The organism is Pantoea sp. SGAir0184 (assembly GCF_043544755.1).
This window is the reverse complement of record NZ_CP028050.1, coordinates 2,162,610-2,178,612: the sequence shown is the minus strand read 5'-3', so window position 1 is coordinate 2,178,612 and position 16,003 is coordinate 2,162,610. Positions and strand designations below refer to the sequence as shown.

Below are 16,003 nucleotides of genomic sequence, written 5' to 3'. Positions count from 1 at the left end.
ATAGTCGTGCTGCGGCGTGTGTTTTCGCGCCGCCCTCATCGGCAATATCCTGATAATGCCGTAAACGCTGCGGCACGCTACACTGCTGATCGCCCTTTCGAGAATGCAGGAGTCATGGATGCCAGCCTCAGCGCTTTCACTGTTCACCCCGGCCACGCAACAGTGGTTTCGCCGCACTTTTCCGGCGGCGACCCCCGTACAACAGGAAGCCTGGCGCGCCATCGCCAGCGGACAACACTGCCTGGTGATTGCCCCGACCGGCTCCGGCAAAACGCTGGCGGCATTTCTGCATGCGATCGACGCGCTGTTTCGCGAGCGCAGCCGGGACGAACCCGTAGCGCGCAGTCATAAGACGCGCATTCTGTATATTTCACCGGTTAAAGCGCTTGCGGCTGACGTGCAGCGTAACCTGGCGCTACCGCTGGCGGGTGTTGCCGCTCAGCGCGCGGAATTGGGTGAGGCGGAAATCACGCTGGAGGTCGGCATGCGCTCCGGCGACACGCTCAGCGCCGAACGGGCAAAGCTGCAGCGCCGGCCGCCGGACATCCTGATTACTACCCCGGAATCACTTTTCCTGCTGCTGACGTCAAAAGCCCGCGAAACGCTGCGCGGCATCTCAACCGTGATTATTGACGAAGTGCACGCGGTGGCCGGAAGTAAACGCGGCGCCCATCTGGCGCTCAGCCTGGAACGTCTCGATGTATTGCTGGCGCAGCCTGCTCAGCGCATTGGCCTGTCGGCCACTGTGCGACCGCCAGAAGCGGTGGCGGCTTTCCTCGGTGGCGCAGGTATTGCGCGCATCGTCAACCCGCCGGCGCGGCGGCCGCTGCAGCTGACGATTACCGTGCCGGTAGAGGACATGACGGACATCCAGCAGCGTCCCGATGCGCGCGCCGCGCAGGAGAGCAGCCTCGCCGCCGGTTCCATCTGGCCGCATATTGAAGCCGGCATTCTGGATGAGGTATTGCGCCATCGCGCGACTCTGGTGTTTACCAATTCGCGTGGGCTGGCGGAGAAACTCACCGCACGGCTCAACGAACTGTATGCGCGACGCGCCGCGCCGGAACAGGGCGTAACAGAGCCCGCCCTCGCCTATGGCTCTTTTAGCGGCGGAACCGAAAAACGCGCCACGCCTGCTGAAGCGTATATTGCCCGTTCGCATCATGGCTCGGTGTCGAAAGAGCAGCGGCTGGAGATTGAGAACGCCCTGAAGGCCGGCGAACTGCGCTGCGTGGTGGCGACATCCAGTCTTGAACTGGGAATCGACATGGGTGATATCGATCTGGTGATTCAGGTCGGGGCACCGCCTTCGGTGGCCAGCGCGCTACAGCGTATTGGCCGGGCCGGCCACCAGGTCGGCGGTACGCCGAAAGGCATTATCTGGCCGCGCACGCGCCGCGATCTGGTTGATGCGGCCGTGACGGTGGACGCGATGCTGGCAGGCGAACTGGATGCTATCGCTTTGCCACACAATCCGCTCGATATTCTCGCCCAGCATACGGTGGCGGCGGCGGCCATGGACACCCTGTCAATCGAGGCGTGGTATCAACAGGTACGCCGTGCCGATCCGTTCAAAACGTTACCGCGTAACGCCTTCGATGCGGTGCTGGACATGCTGTCTGGCCGCTACCCTTCGGACGAGTTTGCTAACCTGCGCCCGCGCATCATCTGGGATCGACAACAGCAAACCTTAAGCGGTCGCCCGGGCGCGCAGCATCTGGCCGTCACCAGCGGTGGCACCATTCCGGATCGTGGGATGTTCAGCGTGATGCTGCCGGAGGGCGAAGAACAGTCTGGTGCGCGCCGGGTCGGCGAACTGGATGAGGAGATGGTGTATGAGTCGCGGATTAACGACATCATCACGCTTGGCGCCACCTCGTGGCGCATCCAGCAAATTACGCACGATCAGGTGGTAGTGGTGCCGGCACCCGGTCGCTCGGCGCGCCTGCCCTTCTGGCACGGCGACAGTCTCGGGCGTTCGGCGACACTCGGCGAAGCCATTGGCCGCTATTTGCGACATGCCGCCAGCGGGGTGTTGCCCGGCAGCGACAACCTTGACGCCAATGCCCGACACAACATTCGTGCGCTCATCGACGAACAGATTGCCGCCACAGGCCTGGTGCCTGACGATCGTAATTTGCTGATTGAGCGCTGTCGCGATGAAACCGGTGACTGGCGCGTGATTTTGCATTCCCCTTATGGTCAGCGCGTGCATGCGCCGTGGGCGCTGGCCATCGCTGAGCGGATTGGCCGCCAGATGGGGCTCGATCCGGCCGTGGTCGCCAGCGATGATGGGATTGTCGCGCGCTTCCCTGACAGCGAAGGCCGGGTGCCAGGCGCTGAACTGTTTTTGTTTGCGCCGGACGAACTCCAGCGACAGGTGACGGCTGCGGTGGGACATTCTGCGCTGTTTGCCGCCCGCTTCCGCGAATGCGCCGCGCGCGCCCTGCTGCTGCCGCGCCGCAATCCCGGCAAACGTTCTCCGCTGTGGCAGCAGCGGCTGCGCGCCGGGCAGCTGCTGGAAGTGGCGCGGCAGTTCGACGATTTCCCGATTTTGATCGAAACCGCGCGTGAATGTCTGCAGGACGTGTATGACCTGCCGGCGCTGCATCAGCTGATGGCGCGGATACAACAGGGCGAGGTTAAGCTGACTGAAGTTACCACCGATACGCCCTCGCCGTTTGCTGCGCCGCTGCTGTTTGGCTATGTCGCCGAATTCATGTATGCCAGCGATGCACCGCAGGCGGAGCGGCGCGCGTCAATGCTGGCGCTCGACAGCACGCTGCTGAGCGATCTGCTGGGCCAGGTTGAGATGCACGAACTGCTGGCACCCGAGGTGGTGGCACGCGTTGAGCTGGAGCTTCAGCGCACCGTCCCCGATTATCAGGCCAACACTCAGGAAGCTGTGGTTGATCTGCTGCGCGAGCTGGGGCCGCTCACTGTGCCGGAAATCACGGCGCGCTACAACGGCGAGGCGGCGCTGATGCCGCTGCTAACCGCGCTGAAACAGGCGCAGCGCATCATTCAGGTTACGATTGCGGCAGAAGCGCGCTGGGCTGTCGCCGAAGATGGCGTGCGGCTGCGCGACGCGCTGGGCACGGCGCTGCCAGCTGATCTGCCCGCCGGGCTGCTCGCGCCGGTGGCCCGTCCGCTGCATGACTTACTTAATCGCTATCTGCGCACCCACGCTGTCGCCACCAGTCTGCAAATCGCCGCCCGCTTTGGTCTGGGCCGCGCCGTGGTCGACGACACGCTGGAAGAGCTGCGTCAGCAGCAACGCGTACTGAAAGGCGATTTCCTCTCGCCTGCGGTCGATGCGTCAACGCAGTGGGTAGCGGAAAGCGTATTTCGTCGTCTGCGCGTGCGCTCGCTGCAGGCGGCGCGAGAGGCCACCCGACCGGTCGAAGCGCCGGCGTACGTGGCTTTTCTGCTTGAGCGTCAGGGATTACTGAGCGACGTCGCGGCAGCTGCGGCACAGGGCGCCTTTGCCGGTATCAACGGCGTGGTGCGGGTGATCGAACAGCTGGCTGGCGTGGCGCTGCCGGTTTCGCTGTGGGAAAGCCAGATTTTGCCGGCGCGGGTGCGTGACTATCAGCCTGCGATGCTGGATGAGCTGCTCTCTTCCGGTGAAGTCATCTGGAGTGGCCAGCGGGCACCTGGCGCGCAGGACGGACTGGTCTCACTGCACCTGAGTGAGTTTGCCAGTGAAACGTTACCAGTGCCTGATGAGGGTAATAATGTGACGTTGTCACCTTTGCAGCAGGCGATTGTGGCGCAATTGCAGGACGGCGGCGGCTGGTTCGCCCGCGAGCTGCTGCCGCGCGTCATGGCGCAGCCTGAACATGCTGTCGATCCCGGCGAAGTCTTTGCCGCGATGTGGGAACTGGTATGGCGCGGCTATCTGACCATGGATACCTGGGCCGCGCTGCGCCAGCTCAGCACCACCAGCCACACGCCGCGTCCACGCCCGGCCCGTCCTGCGCGCAGTCGCCACAGTCGGGCCAGTTTCGCGGCCAGCCGCAGTGCTGCTGCGCAGCCCTCGCTCAACAGCATGGCCGGACGCTGGTCGCTGATTGTGCGGCAGCCGCTGGCCGATACCGAGCGCGCCCTGGCGCTGACTGAAAATATGCTCGACCGCTTTGGCGTGATCACGCGCGGTGCCGCCGTGGCAGAGCAGATTACCGGTGGCTTTCCGGCGCTGCAGCCGCTCTTGCGCGGTATGGAGGATGCCGGACGGCTGCTGCGCGGCCGCTTTGTTGCTGGCATGGGTGGCGCGCAGTTTGCTGAAAATCCGGCCATCGATCGGCTGCGCCAGCTCGGCAGTGCGCAGGCCACGCATCCGCCGGTGGCGCTGGCAGTGCTGGATCCCGCCAATCCCTTTGGCGTGCAGCTGGCGTGGCCGCTCAGCGTCGGTGGCGTGCGGCCTACCCGCCGCAGCGGCGCACTGGTGGTGATTGGCAATGGGCGCGTTATGCTGTGGCTGCCGCCGGGTGGTAAAGAGCTGTTAACTTTTGGCGACATTAGTGAGGAGCAACGCCAGGCCGCGATCGTGGCGCTGGGCCAGGCCTTACGCCGGGAGAAGACCCACAGCTTCATTCTCGAACGGGTGGACGATCAGCCGGCCAGCCAGTCATCACTGCTACCGGCCCTGAAAGCCATCGGCTTTTCCCGCGTGCCGAAAGGCTACAGCTGGTATGGCTAAGCCTGCAGGCGGTAACGATGCTGCTGCAGGCGTTCGGCCTGACGCGGCGTGGCCACCGGCCAGCTAAGTTGCGGAAACAGGTATAACCGGATACTGAACAGATGAAACAGCGGCAGCAGCAGCGCCTCGTCACGTTGCGCCAGCTGTTCCAGCTGCATCAGCAGCACATCCAGCTCCTCCTGCAAATCCTCATGCGGCGGCGTCTGCAGCGACTTCAGCCTGCGCTTAAGAAATAGTCCCAGCTCGTGAAACATCTGCCCGCTGTCCAGCTGATAACGGCTCAGCAGCGCCTGATGGCGCGCGTAGTAGTCAAAGCTATTGACCCCCAGCCACACCTCGGTCAGCAGCATTCCCGCCGGCGCCATATCGGACTGCGGATCAAGATGCAGGCGTGGCAGCACCACGTTGACCTTATCCAGCATCAGGCCAATAAAACGCTGGCGCCCCAGCAGCGATGAGCCGTTGCGCTCAATCTCCTTGATAAAGCGCAGCAGTTCACGCAGGCCGTGACGCACGGCACGGCGCGCGGTCCACGATGGCCGCTTGTTGCGCATCAGCGCGGTCAGGATCACCGCAAACAGCACGCCGGCCATTGAAGCAATCGCGTTATTCACCAGCAGCACCAGATCGGGTTTCAGATGATGCCCGAGCCCGATAAAGCCGGGGATCTGAATCGCTACGCTCAGACCGATCATGTTGCTGGCCGGTCGCGCAATCATCAGTCCGAGCAGTAGCAAACCCGGAGCCAGACAGAGGATCAGCGCCTCGAACGAGGTTGCCTGCGGCAGCAGCAGCGCGACATAAATCACGCTGATAAAGATCGCCACGATCACCCCACGAATAAACAGCTTCATTGAGGTCAGCGGCGTATCGAGGCTGGCGAAGAAGGAGCTGAGAATCGCGGCCATCACTGGCGCTGATGCCCCGTCGCGCCAGCCGGTCGCCATCCACAATAGACAGGAGCCAAAGGTGGCGCAAAATGCCGTCAGCGCCGACAGCCGAATCAGCCCTTTGTCGAAAAAGCGATGCGTGCGTTTGCCGCGCGCCAGCGTGGTGTCGCCTGACAGATCGCTGACCAGCCCGCCCACGCTCTGGTAAGCCCCGGCGATACGCACAAAATCCACCAGCCGCTCCAGCAGGCCGGTAAACAGCAGACAGTGTTCGGTAGACAACTCGCCATTGCGCCACGCCGCATTCAGCCGATCCTGACAAAGGCTCAGTTCCAGCTGAATGCCAATGACATCGCCCACCGCTTCGCCGTCATTCAGCCACAGCAGGAACTGCTGCAGGGTCTGCTCAACCCAGGCAGGAAAGGCAATCTGGCGCGCTGCCAGCCGCTGCAGCCGCATCTCAATCGCCGTCAGCGTGGGGATTAAGTATGAAAGATGCTGATACTGCGTGCTGACCAGGCGAATCAGCCGCCGGGCCGCGTCGCCCTCGTACACGCAATGGGTAATCAGGATCTCGACCTGCTGCGGATTAGTGGCCATGCGGGTCAGGATTTCGTCGCGTTCTGGCGATCGGTCAGCGGAAATGCCAGAGAGTAAATCGCGGCACAGCTTGCGCCCGTTGAGATACCACTGGCTGACGCTCTGCTCCAGCAGACTGCGCATCGAGACCGGAAACAACAGCGCGTGCACCAGGCTGCTACACACAATGCCTAAAGTAATTTCCTCAATGCGCGACAGCACGGTGCTGGTGATACCGAGCGGCGTCGTCACTTCCGGGAAACCCATAATCGCGGCGCTGTAGCCCGCCAGCATAAAAACATAGCTTTTCGGCGTGCGGTCGTGCAGCGACAGATAGAGACACAGGCTCACCCACAGTGAGATACACAGGCTGAACAGCAGCGGATGCGCCACAGTGAGCGGAAAGATAAAAAAGATGAAGACGCCACCGAGCAGCGTGCCAAGCAGGCGGAACAGCGATTTGGAAATGGTGGAGGCCGAATAAAGCTGCGATGCCACAAACACCGTGGTCAGCGCCCAGGCGGGACGATCAACATTCAGTTCAAGAGCCAGATACAATGCCAGAAAGGCGGCCAGACAGGTTTTTACAGCAAAAAAAACGGCGTTTTTCGAAAACCACTGCATGTCACGGAGACCAGAAGGCGCTAAGTGCGGCGTATCCTGCCAGAATCTGGCGGGCGCTCATCCCGATAACTACGACAAATTGTTTCGTAATCGAAAACGGTGTTCATACGCGCCTGACATCAGGCACAGAATGCTTTAAGGAAACTAATCGAACGCAGCGATCGGCGGGTCGCCGGCGGGATATCTGCGCTGTCACTGCCGCAGAAAGCAGCAATCTGTCTTCAGCGGCAGAAATGTGTCGCAGATCACACTTTGCTGCCGGACGATGCTATCCATAAAATAATTTCGCGCAATAAGGCGCAGTTTCCTGCGCCCGATCATTTTAATAGCTGACGATGGTCACCCAGTTCGCGTCCCGGCCGGCTGGCGCCTCGCCCACCCGCTGCAACGCCCCGCTGCGCGCCTCAATCGCGTAGCTGCCAATAACCGCACTCTTCTCACCGCTCACCACCAGCCAGCGGCCATCGGCGCTGATCGCCATGCCGCGCGGCTGTTTCTCCACCGGCCAGCTGCCGATCAGCGTCAGTTTGCCATCCTGCTGGTTAACACGATAACCGCTCACGGTACTGCTGGTGCGCTCGCTGACATACAGAAAACGCCCGTCCGGCGTCAGCTGGATATCCGCTGACCAGATGCGCGGCGTGCTGTCGCTGTAACCCGGCGGCCGTTCACGCCCATGTTGCAGATGATACTGCGCCGCCACCGCGTTGGGCGTTTCCGCCACTTTCACCAGCTCGCCGCTGGTTTCGCGTCGGAACTGGGTAATGATGCCGCCCATTTCACCAAGGTTGTACAGATAGCGATTATCCGGCGACAACACTGAGTGGCGCGGACCGTTGTCGGCGGCGGTTGCTACCCCGCCCTTATCAAGGGCGCTGAGCGTGCCGTCTGCGCCCAACCGGAGCTGCAGCACGCGATCGGTGCCAAGATTGCCCACATAAGCGTGACGACCGCTGGCATCGACAATCACCGAATGTGCCGCATGACCGGTTTTATAGCTGCCGACCGGCGGCGTAGCGATGGTGCCGCTGGCCGTCAGGCGGTAAACCTGCACCACGTCGCCATCATAAGAGGCCCCCAGCAGAAAGCGTCCCTGACGGTCAGTGCTGATGTAGGGGTAACTGGCCGCAGCCGGCACGGTGTGCCGGTTGTTCAGCTCGCCGCTCTGCGAGTCAATCTGCCAGCTCGCCAGTTGCAGCGGTTTACTGCGAATCGCCGCGTACAGCGTTTTGTGATCCGCACTGAGCGCCATCGGCATCACTTTGCCCCCGGCCTCAGTGTGGCCAAGCAGCTGCAAAGCGCCGCTGCGTGCGTCCAGCGTATAGCGCGCGATGGTGCCGTCGTCGGCGGCGGATACGTAAACAAAGGTCTGCGCCAGCAGTGGCGCGCTCACCGTCATTGCCGCCAGCAGCGTAACGGTGCGCAGGCTGTTTATCATGGTGTTCTCCTTGATGAGGGGTAATCAGACCCGGTTATGCGCAGTAAAGCATGCGCCTGTTATGTGAGATTGCCCGACGTCACCTGGGCACTTCTCCAGCAAGCCAGGCTAATCAGGCAATTAGCGCGCCGGCGAACCTGATGTTTTGTCTGGGTTTGTGCGCGGGCTCACCTGGCGTGGCCGCGATGTGGTGCAGGATTTTGCGGTGATGATTCTGGCTACGGTGGGTATACCACACAACTGGCTGAACACCTGACAGCGCGTCAGGTGTTCAACCGTGTCACAGGTTTTAACCTGCCGATTGCGCGACAGGTGCACAGCTTACTGCAACTTCACGCCTTTGGTTTCTGGCGCTAACCAGACCACCACCATCGCGGCAAGAAAGGCGATCACTGTGGTGGCCAGCCCGGCGGTGAATCCTCCAACGCTGGCCACAAAGCCAATCAGCAGCGGCGCGATAAAGCCGCCCAGGCGCCCGCCGTTATACGCCAGCCCCATCAAAAAGCCGCGTGACTGCGTGTCGCCAATGATCTCGGCGAGGAAAGGACCGGAGCCGGCAAAAATACCGTTTACGCCAAAACCTGCCATAAAGATGGCGACCATCAGAATCAGCGGCTGAGTGGTCGCCAGATACATGCCGACCGCCACCGCACCGATAAACAGATAGAGCAGAAACATCGGCCTGCGCCCCCACTTATCGGCCAGCAGTGAGAACACCAGGAAGCCTGCAATGGCACCGGTTTGCAGGGCCAGCACAAATTTCAGGCTGTGAAGAAAATCGAGATGCTTAACTTCACGAAGATAGGTTGGCGTCCAGGTGAATACGCCCCAGAACAGGTACTGAATGAAAAAGATAAAGGTAAATGCCAGTAGCAATCCTTTGAGGTTGATTTTGCCGGTACCTGCAGTTTTGCTCTGGCGGTGAGCGCGTTCCTGCTGGCGCGCCATCCAGACAGGTGATTCAGGCGTGATATAAGCAATAACCATCATGATAAACACCGGCAGTGCGCCAATCATGAAAAGGTAGCGCCAGCCGCCGTTTTCCAGCCCGCCGGTCAGGGCCGTCACCAGCGCCGTCAGGCCAATCGCCAGGATCGCCCCCACCGGTAACCCCATTTGCATCAGCGCGCCACCGCGTGCACGACGTTCCGGACGCCATGTTTCGGCGATCAGTGCCGCTCCTGACGTCCACATGCCGCCCATACCCAGCGCACCGCAGAATCGCAGCGCAGCAAACGCCTGAGGATTGTGGGAGAACGCCAGCAGTCCGGAGAAAAGTGAATAGATCGCGATACAGATAAAGGCCGTTCTGACGCGTCCGATCTTATCGGCAACCAGCCCAAACAGAATGCCACCAATAATCTGCCCGCCTGCCGTGGTGCTGATAAACACGCCAAGTTCCGTTTTGCTGACATCAAATACCACGCCCAGTACCGGTAATAACAGCGAGAGCAAAAACGAGTCGTAGCTTTCAAACGTCCACCCTAACCCGCCCAGCGCCAGCGTCCTTTTTTCTGCCGATGTATACGAGATCGCTGCAACGGACTCATCCTGCGCCAGGGGAGGCGCTTCATGCAGTCTTAATTTGATATTCATCCATATTCTCCAGGGAGGATAAGCGATAGCGTGCAGCCGCGGTGCGCCAGAACAGCTGTTCTCTTTCGGTCGGCGAAGCGTGCTCAGCCAGCCTTTTACAGGCATTCCAGAATACGCCGTAGCTGAACATCCCTTTGTCGACCGGGAAGTTGCTGGCAAACATACAGCGCCCGACGCCAAATGCGTCAACCAGGGTTTCAAACTGCGGCCGCCAGGCCTGCGAAAGCGTCAGGGAGTCCGGTGGCATGGCATGCTGGGCGAAGGAGTAGCCCATGACGGTCATGCCGAAACCGCTGATTTTGATGCTCACGTTTGGCAACGCCGCCAGCGCAATGATGGCCTTTTTCCATTCCCGGAAGGTGGCATCCCGTTTGTCGGCATACGGCCCGCTACCGATCGGCCCGCCGCAATGGTCCACAATAATGTGCAGATCGGGTAGCGCCCGTGCCAGCTCAGCGATTTCATCGAGTTGGGTGTGATAAACCCAGACATCCAGCGACAGTCCTTTGCGGGCCAGGCATGCGGCACCGCGCCGGAATGCGGCACTGGCCGCCAGACCGGCGGGCGGCGTCACGGGACTGGATACCACGCGTGGGTCATCGTGCCAGGCCAGCGGATTACGCATCCCGCGTAATCGTCCCCCTGAACGTTCCGTCATGCTTTCAATCACCGGCAGCAGGTCATCGCCAGCCAGCAGGCTGGCACCGCCGACAATCGCTTCACAGCCTCCCGCCGCGCCGTAATGGCCGCTGTCAAACATTGCCGCAACGCCGCTGGCAAACTCCACCTCACCGACGGGTTTGAAGGCCTCCGGTCCGTTACGGCGCAGCATTGAACGGCATTGAATGTAGACGGTGGAGAGTATCCGGTGGCCGGACGTTTCGATATCGTGGCTGAATTCAGGCGCCAGATAACGCCCTGACTGGCGGTCCCATAAGTGATGATGCGCATCGACCATCGGCAGGTCGGGCATCAAAGCGGGTTCATGATGCAGTGCCAGCCAGTGCTCTCTGACTGGCAGATGCGGTGCGTTAACGGTCTCCATAGTATCCCTCTTAACTGCCTGATTTAAATCAGGTCTGAAACGCTGCTGGCATACCTCATCGCCAAAGCCATGAGTTGCACCAGATAAAACACAGTTTTACATAGTAAATTGACTATAGATTCACCGCATAACCGATAGCCAGCAAAAAGGGGATGTTAATGATGTAAGTAAGATGTTAATCACAAATGTCCTGCAACACCGTCAGGTTTCAATCTTTAGCAGCAGCGTCACCCTCAATGTGCGTCGCCTCGACCTGACGAACAAAACTACGCCTCTCGGGTTTTAAGCGCTTTCAGGCGCGTTGGAAGCGCCCGCTCTGTCGCTTTGCGATGGTAAGGCGAAAGCTTGCGCCAGCTTTGGGTTTCACCACGGGTGCGTCCGCATCCTTCGCACCAGCCGGTTTTCGTATCAAACACACAGAGATCGATGCACGGCGATTTTGCGGCCATATCCAGCCTCCTGGGATTTGGATGTCAATGTCGGGGTAATCAGTTGCAGGCGGCCCGAAAGCGCCGTAAAGTGAGTTCTATACTATACCCCAGTATAGAACATGATCAACCGGAGACAGTAATGGCCCATACCCTGAGAAATCAGAAAAGCTTACTCACCCGCATTCGACGTATAAAAGGTCAGGCGGCGTCGCTGGAAACCGCCGTCGAATCGGGTGAGGAGTGCCTCAAGGTACTGCAGCAGGTCGCGGCAGTGCGCGGCGCTATTAATGGCCTGATGAGCGAATTGCTCGAAGGCCATATACGCGAACATTTGATGAACGCAGAGGCTACGCCGCAGGCGCGAAGTGAGGATCTGGAAGAGATCGTGGCGGTCATTCGTTCTTACCTGAAATAGAACCTCAGGCACGCAGCCGGCTTAATAATAATTATCGGGAATAACGATGCTCTGGCTAATCTCAAAATACGCGTTAACCGCCTTTATGGTGGTACTGATCTCAGAAGCCGCGAAACGCAGCGATCGTCTGGGCGGCCTGCTCGCCGCTTTACCGCTGGTCACCTTGCTGGTGCTTATCTGGATGAAAATAGAAGGACAAACGCAGGAAAAAATTGCCGCTCACGCATGGTATACGTTCTGGTATGTGGTGCCGACACTGCCGATGTTTATCCTGTTTCCGTTTTTTTACCAGCGCGTCGGCTTCTGGCTCACGCTACTGCTCTCCTGCGTGATTACCGTGGTGCTGTTCGCCCTCTGGGCGGTAGTGCTGAAGCGGTTTGGTATCATTCTGATGTAGGCGCAAGCCGCATCAATCATCCATTCCATGCCCGATCATTGGCTACACTTGCTGTTTTACCCGCGCAGAAACAAGGAAATGCTATGACTCAACACGCTTCACTCAATCACGCCTGGCTGCTGGCGTCACGCCCGGACGGCGAGCCGGTGAAAGAGAACTTCCGCTTTGTCGAACAACCGCTGCCGCAGGTGCAGGCGGGACAGATGCTGCTGCGCACCCACTATCTGTCGCTCGACCCGTATATGCGTGGCCGCATGGATGACAGCAAATCCTACGCGCCGCCGGCGCAACTCGACCAGCCGATGGTCGGCGGCACCGTATGCCAGGTGGCGGAATCGCAGCATCCGGACTTCAGCGCCGGCGACTGGGTACTGGCGGCCAGCGGCTGGCAGAGCTATGCCCTGTCCGATGGCACTGGCGTGACTAAAATCGGTCATCTGCCCCATCCATCCTGGGCGCTGGGCATTCTGGGTATGCCGGGCTTCACCGCCTACATGGGCCTGATGGATATCGGTCAGCCCAAAGCCGGTGAAACGCTGGTTGTCGCCGCCGCCACCGGACCGGTGGGTGCCACGGTCGGTCAGCTCGGTAAGCTGAATGGCTGCCGCGTCGTCGGCGTGGCCGGCGGTGAGGAGAAGTGCCGCTACGCGATTGACACCCTCGGTTTTTCCGCCTGTATCGATCATCATCGTGACGATTTCGCGGAACAGCTGGCGGCCGCCTGCCCGGACGGTATCGACATCTATTTTGAAAACGTCGGCGGCAAAGTATTCGATGCCGTCTTCCCGCTGCTCAACACCGCCGCGCGCGTGCCGGTGTGTGGCCTGGTGTCGGGCTACAGCAGTCGCGAACTGCCACCCGGCCCCGATCGCACGCCGCTGATCATGGGCGGGATTCTGAAACGCCGCATCCGTATGCAGGGCTTCATCATCTTCCAGGATTATGGCGATCGCTATCCGGAATTCCTGCAGGCGATGACGCCGCTGGTCGAGCAACAAAAAGTGTTGTACCGCGAACACATGGTAGAAGGGCTGGAGCATGCGCCGCAGGCGTTTATTGACATGCTGAAAGGCAAAAACTTCGGCAAAACCGTGGTGAAAGTGGCGTAGCCAGCGGTTCTCTCCCCGACTGTAAATCCGGCCTTAGTGTGCGAGCACTAAGGCTTTTTTGCGCTTTGCTTAACCGCTATTGAGATATAAGCCCTCCGCGTGCGCATGCGATGATGCCCTCCTCTATCCTCTTCTACCGGAGAAGTCATTATGTCGCTGACCTTAGCCGACTCCGCGGCGCTGCCGCGTAAAGTCAATACGCAACAGGCGGAAGCACCGGTGCCATTACCGGCTGGCGCCGCGCATATCATTCGCGACGATGCGGAAGCTATCGCCGTAGCCCATCAGCTGGCGGCCAGCTTCGCGCGCGAGGCGGCACTGCGCGATCGTGAGGGCATTCTGCCCCTCAAAGAGCTGGATGCGTTCTCGCAAAGCGGCCTGTGGGCAATGGCCATTCCCAAAGCCTGGGGCGGAGCGGGCGTGTCATGGACCACCGTGGCCAGGGTGATCGCCATCATTTCAGCTGCCGATCCGGCGCTCGGTCAGCTGCCGCAAAACCATCTGGCCGGTGTGGCCCATCTGCTGGAAGACGGTAGCGAAGCACAAAAACAGGTACTGCTGAGCGAGGTACTGGCCGGGCTGCGCTGGGGTAACGCCTTCTCGGAGAAGCATGGCCGCACGGTCGCCGATTTTCAGACGCGCTTTCGGCGTGACGGTGATGAGGTGGTGATTAACGGGGAAAAATTTTATGCCACTGGCGCGCTGCTGGCGCATCGAATCCATGCCGTGGCGCTGGACGAGCAGGACCGGGCGCATCTGATTGTGCTCGATCGCGACACGCCAGGCATCAGCGTCATTAATAACTGGTCGGCCTTTGGTCAGCGCACGACGGCCTCCGGTACCGTACTGCTGGAGAATGTCCGCGCCCCGCTGTCGCGCGTTATTCCAACCTGGCAGGCGTTTGAGCGGCCAACCGCTGCCGGGCCGATTTCACAGATCATTCAGGCGGCGGTGGATGTCGGTATTGCGCGCGGCACCATTGAAGACACCCTGCAATTTGTTCGCGAACGCTCGCGGCCGTGGATTGACAGTGGCCAGGCGCGCGCTGCCGATGACCACTTCACGCTGGCGGCAGTCGGTGATTTGAAAATCGGCCTGCACGCTGCCGAAGCGCTGCTGTGGCAGGCCGGTGCAGCGATTGACGCCGCGCTGACGCAGCCCGATGAGACCAGCGTGGCACGCGCGACCGTGGCCACCGCCGAGGCCAAAGTGCTGACGACGGAGATCGCTCTGCTTGCCGGTAACAAACTGTTTGAGCTGGCTGGCACCCGCGCCACGCTGCAGGAGTTTAATCTGGACCGCCACTGGCGCAACGCGCGCACCCATACGCTGCACGATCCGGTGCGCTGGAAGTATTACCACGTGGGTAATTATTATCTCAACGGCACGCCGCCGCCGCGCCATGCGTGGAGCTAAGGGCGGCGGAAGCGCGTTGCCGGATGGTCAGCTGCCAGGCGCGGCTGACCCGTGAGACGTTCACGCAAGGTTAACGGCTGTGCTGGCTGAGGACGCACCCGCCCGCGCTGGCGCAGCACCGGCATGACCCAGGCAATGAAATCGTTGAAGCTGCCCGGGCTAATAGCCCAGCCCAGATTAAAGCCGTCCACGCCCGATTCTGCCGCAAACTGATCCAGCCGATCGGCAATGGTTTCGCCGCCGCCCACCAGCAACGGATGCAGACCACCGATACCGATGTAGCGGGCTGCCTCACGCAGCGTCCAGCGTTTTTGATCGTCAATTCGCGTCAGGCTGGCCAGCGCCGAACGGCAGGCGTCGGTTTCGCGAAAGGCCAGCGGCATGTCCGGATCCTCCTGCGACCAGTCGATACCGGTCCACGCCGAGAAGAGCGCCAGCGCAGCCTCTTCACTGATGTATTGCTGATAATCCTCAAGTTTGGCCCGGGCGGCGGCATCATCTTCGGCCGTGATCACCGTGATGGCTGTGACAAAACGCAGCGACGCCGGATCGCGCCCTTCTGCCACGGCCAGCTGACGAATGCGCTGAATATCGCTGGCAATCGCCTGCGCGGTGACGCCACCGAGGAAAATGACTTCTGCGTTGCGGGCAGCAAACTGCGCACCGCGTGCCGAAGTGCCAGCCTGAAACAGCACCGGGGTGCGCTGTGGGCTGGGCTCACTGAGATGTGCATCCGGCACCTGATACCAGCGACCATAATGCTGAATAGCGTGCACTTTTTGCGGATCGCTATACAGGCTGTTGGCTTTATCGCGGCTAACCGCATCTTCCTCCCATGAGCCTTCCCACAGCTTCGCGGTCACATCCAGAAACTCCTGTGCGCGATCGTAACGCTCATCATGCGGCAGCTGCCGGGTCAAACCCAGATTGCGCGCCGCGGAATCAAGCATGGAAGTCACCACGTTCCAGGCGATACGCCCGCGGGTGAGATGATCAAGCGTCGTGAACTTGCGCGCCAGCAAATAAGGATGTTCGTAGGTGGCAGAGACCGTAATACCGAAACCGAGGTGCTGCGTGACGGCTGCCATGGCTGAGACCAGCAGCAGCGGATCGTTCACCGGCATCTGAGCGGCCAGGCGCAACGCCGCGTCCGGCTTGCCCTGCCATACATCCAATTGTCCCAGCGCATCAGCAATAAACAGCGCATCAAAACCTGCGGTATCAAGCTGCCGTGCGAGGGTCGTCCAGTAATCCAGCTCGGTATAGCGATGCGCCTGATCCTGGGGATGTCGCCATAATCCGGCAGAGAGATGACCAGGGACATTCATCATGAACGCAAACAGCAAAAACGGTGAAGGCAT

11 protein-coding genes are annotated in these 16,003 nt (G+C 60.6%); 5 read left to right on the top strand and 6 right to left on the bottom strand.

What is annotated here, in order from left to right; all coding sequences use genetic code 11:
* Positions 1-118: 118 nt before the first annotated feature.
* Positions 119-4,702, top strand: coding sequence for an ATP-dependent helicase (locus C1N60_RS10205; protein ID WP_394520795.1), 4,584 nt, complete (start codon positions 119-121; stop codon positions 4,700-4,702).
* Here the strand turns inward: C1N60_RS10205 and C1N60_RS10200 are convergent.
* The 5 genes from C1N60_RS10200 to C1N60_RS10180 form a co-directional block, all read right to left on the bottom strand.
* The gene (locus tag C1N60_RS10200; RefSeq protein ID WP_058774673.1) at positions 4,699-6,795 is read right to left on the bottom strand and encodes an FUSC family protein; all 2,097 of its coding nucleotides are present in this window, start codon (positions 6,793-6,795) and stop codon (positions 4,699-4,701) included. The genes C1N60_RS10205 and C1N60_RS10200 overlap by 4 nt on opposite strands.
* 322 nt (positions 6,796-7,117) lie before the next feature.
* A complete protein-coding gene (locus C1N60_RS10195) occupies positions 7,118-8,233 on the bottom strand; it encodes a lactonase family protein (RefSeq protein WP_262255655.1) in 1,116 nt (371 codons plus the stop codon).
* 321 nt (positions 8,234-8,554) lie between these two features.
* Positions 8,555-9,829 carry an MFS transporter gene (locus C1N60_RS10190; RefSeq protein WP_394520794.1) on the bottom strand — a complete coding sequence of 425 codons (1,275 nt, stop codon included), beginning with the start codon at positions 9,827-9,829 and terminating at the stop codon, positions 8,555-8,557.
* On the bottom strand, positions 9,804-10,874 hold the full coding sequence (locus tag C1N60_RS10185) for an amidohydrolase family protein (RefSeq protein ID WP_394520793.1): 1,071 nt from the start codon (positions 10,872-10,874) through the stop codon (positions 9,804-9,806). The genes C1N60_RS10190 and C1N60_RS10185 overlap by 26 nt, the downstream gene beginning before the upstream one ends.
* A gap of 266 nt (positions 10,875-11,140) precedes the next feature.
* Positions 11,141-11,323 carry a DUF1289 domain-containing protein gene (locus C1N60_RS10180; RefSeq protein ID WP_394520792.1) on the bottom strand — a complete coding sequence of 61 codons (183 nt, stop codon included), beginning with the start codon at positions 11,321-11,323 and terminating at the stop codon, positions 11,141-11,143.
* A gap of 121 nt (positions 11,324-11,444) precedes the next feature.
* On the opposite strand from C1N60_RS10180, the gene C1N60_RS10175 reads away from it, so the two are divergent.
* The 4 genes from C1N60_RS10175 to C1N60_RS10160 all read left to right on the top strand — a co-directional run bounded on the left by C1N60_RS10175 (position 11,445) and on the right by C1N60_RS10160 (position 14,642).
* The gene (locus C1N60_RS10175; protein ID WP_058769814.1) at positions 11,445-11,720 is read left to right on the top strand and encodes a metal/formaldehyde-sensitive transcriptional repressor; all 276 of its coding nucleotides are present in this window, start codon (positions 11,445-11,447) and stop codon (positions 11,718-11,720) included.
* A gap of 46 nt (positions 11,721-11,766) precedes the next feature.
* Positions 11,767-12,117, top strand: coding sequence for a DUF3147 family protein (locus C1N60_RS10170; protein ID WP_394516156.1), 351 nt, complete (start codon positions 11,767-11,769; stop codon positions 12,115-12,117).
* An 83-nt stretch (positions 12,118-12,200) separates the two neighbouring features.
* The gene (locus tag C1N60_RS10165; protein ID WP_058758571.1) at positions 12,201-13,226 is read left to right on the top strand and encodes an NADP-dependent oxidoreductase; all 1,026 of its coding nucleotides are present in this window, start codon (positions 12,201-12,203) and stop codon (positions 13,224-13,226) included.
* Between the two features lie 150 nt (positions 13,227-13,376).
* Entirely contained in the window at positions 13,377-14,642 is a 1,266-nt protein-coding gene (locus C1N60_RS10160; RefSeq protein ID WP_394520791.1) for an SfnB family sulfur acquisition oxidoreductase, read from the top strand.
* On the opposite strand, the gene C1N60_RS10155 is transcribed toward C1N60_RS10160, so the two are convergent.
* Positions 14,639-16,003 (bottom strand): LLM class flavin-dependent oxidoreductase, encoded by a 1,365-nt coding sequence (locus C1N60_RS10155; protein ID WP_104092956.1) that lies wholly within the window; start codon positions 16,001-16,003, stop codon positions 14,639-14,641. The genes C1N60_RS10160 and C1N60_RS10155 overlap by 4 nt on opposite strands.

Excerpts from the sequence above, each read along its gene's own strand:
- C1N60_RS10205 (WP_394520795.1), top strand. The coding sequence starts at position 119 with ATGCCAGCCTCAGCGCTTTCACTGTTCACCCCGGCCACGCAACAGTGG.
- C1N60_RS10200 (WP_058774673.1), bottom strand. The coding sequence starts at position 6,795 with ATGCAGTGGTTTTCGAAAAACGCCGTTTTTTTTGCTGTAAAAACCTGT.
- C1N60_RS10195 (WP_262255655.1), bottom strand. The coding sequence starts at position 8,233 with ATGATAAACAGCCTGCGCACCGTTACGCTGCTGGCGGCAATGACGGTG.
- C1N60_RS10190 (WP_394520794.1), bottom strand. The coding sequence starts at position 9,829 with ATGAATATCAAATTAAGACTGCATGAAGCGCCTCCCCTGGCGCAGGAT.
- C1N60_RS10185 (WP_394520793.1), bottom strand. The coding sequence starts at position 10,874 with ATGGAGACCGTTAACGCACCGCATCTGCCAGTCAGAGAGCACTGGCTG.
- C1N60_RS10180 (WP_394520792.1), bottom strand. The coding sequence starts at position 11,323 with ATGGCCGCAAAATCGCCGTGCATCGATCTCTGTGTGTTTGATACGAAA.
- C1N60_RS10175 (WP_058769814.1), top strand. The coding sequence starts at position 11,445 with ATGGCCCATACCCTGAGAAATCAGAAAAGCTTACTCACCCGCATTCGA.
- C1N60_RS10170 (WP_394516156.1), top strand. The coding sequence starts at position 11,767 with ATGCTCTGGCTAATCTCAAAATACGCGTTAACCGCCTTTATGGTGGTA.
- C1N60_RS10165 (WP_058758571.1), top strand. The coding sequence starts at position 12,201 with ATGACTCAACACGCTTCACTCAATCACGCCTGGCTGCTGGCGTCACGC.
- C1N60_RS10160 (WP_394520791.1), top strand. The coding sequence starts at position 13,377 with ATGTCGCTGACCTTAGCCGACTCCGCGGCGCTGCCGCGTAAAGTCAAT.
- C1N60_RS10155 (WP_104092956.1), bottom strand. The coding sequence starts at position 16,003 with ATGCCTTCACCGTTTTTGCTGTTTGCGTTCATGATGAATGTCCCTGGT.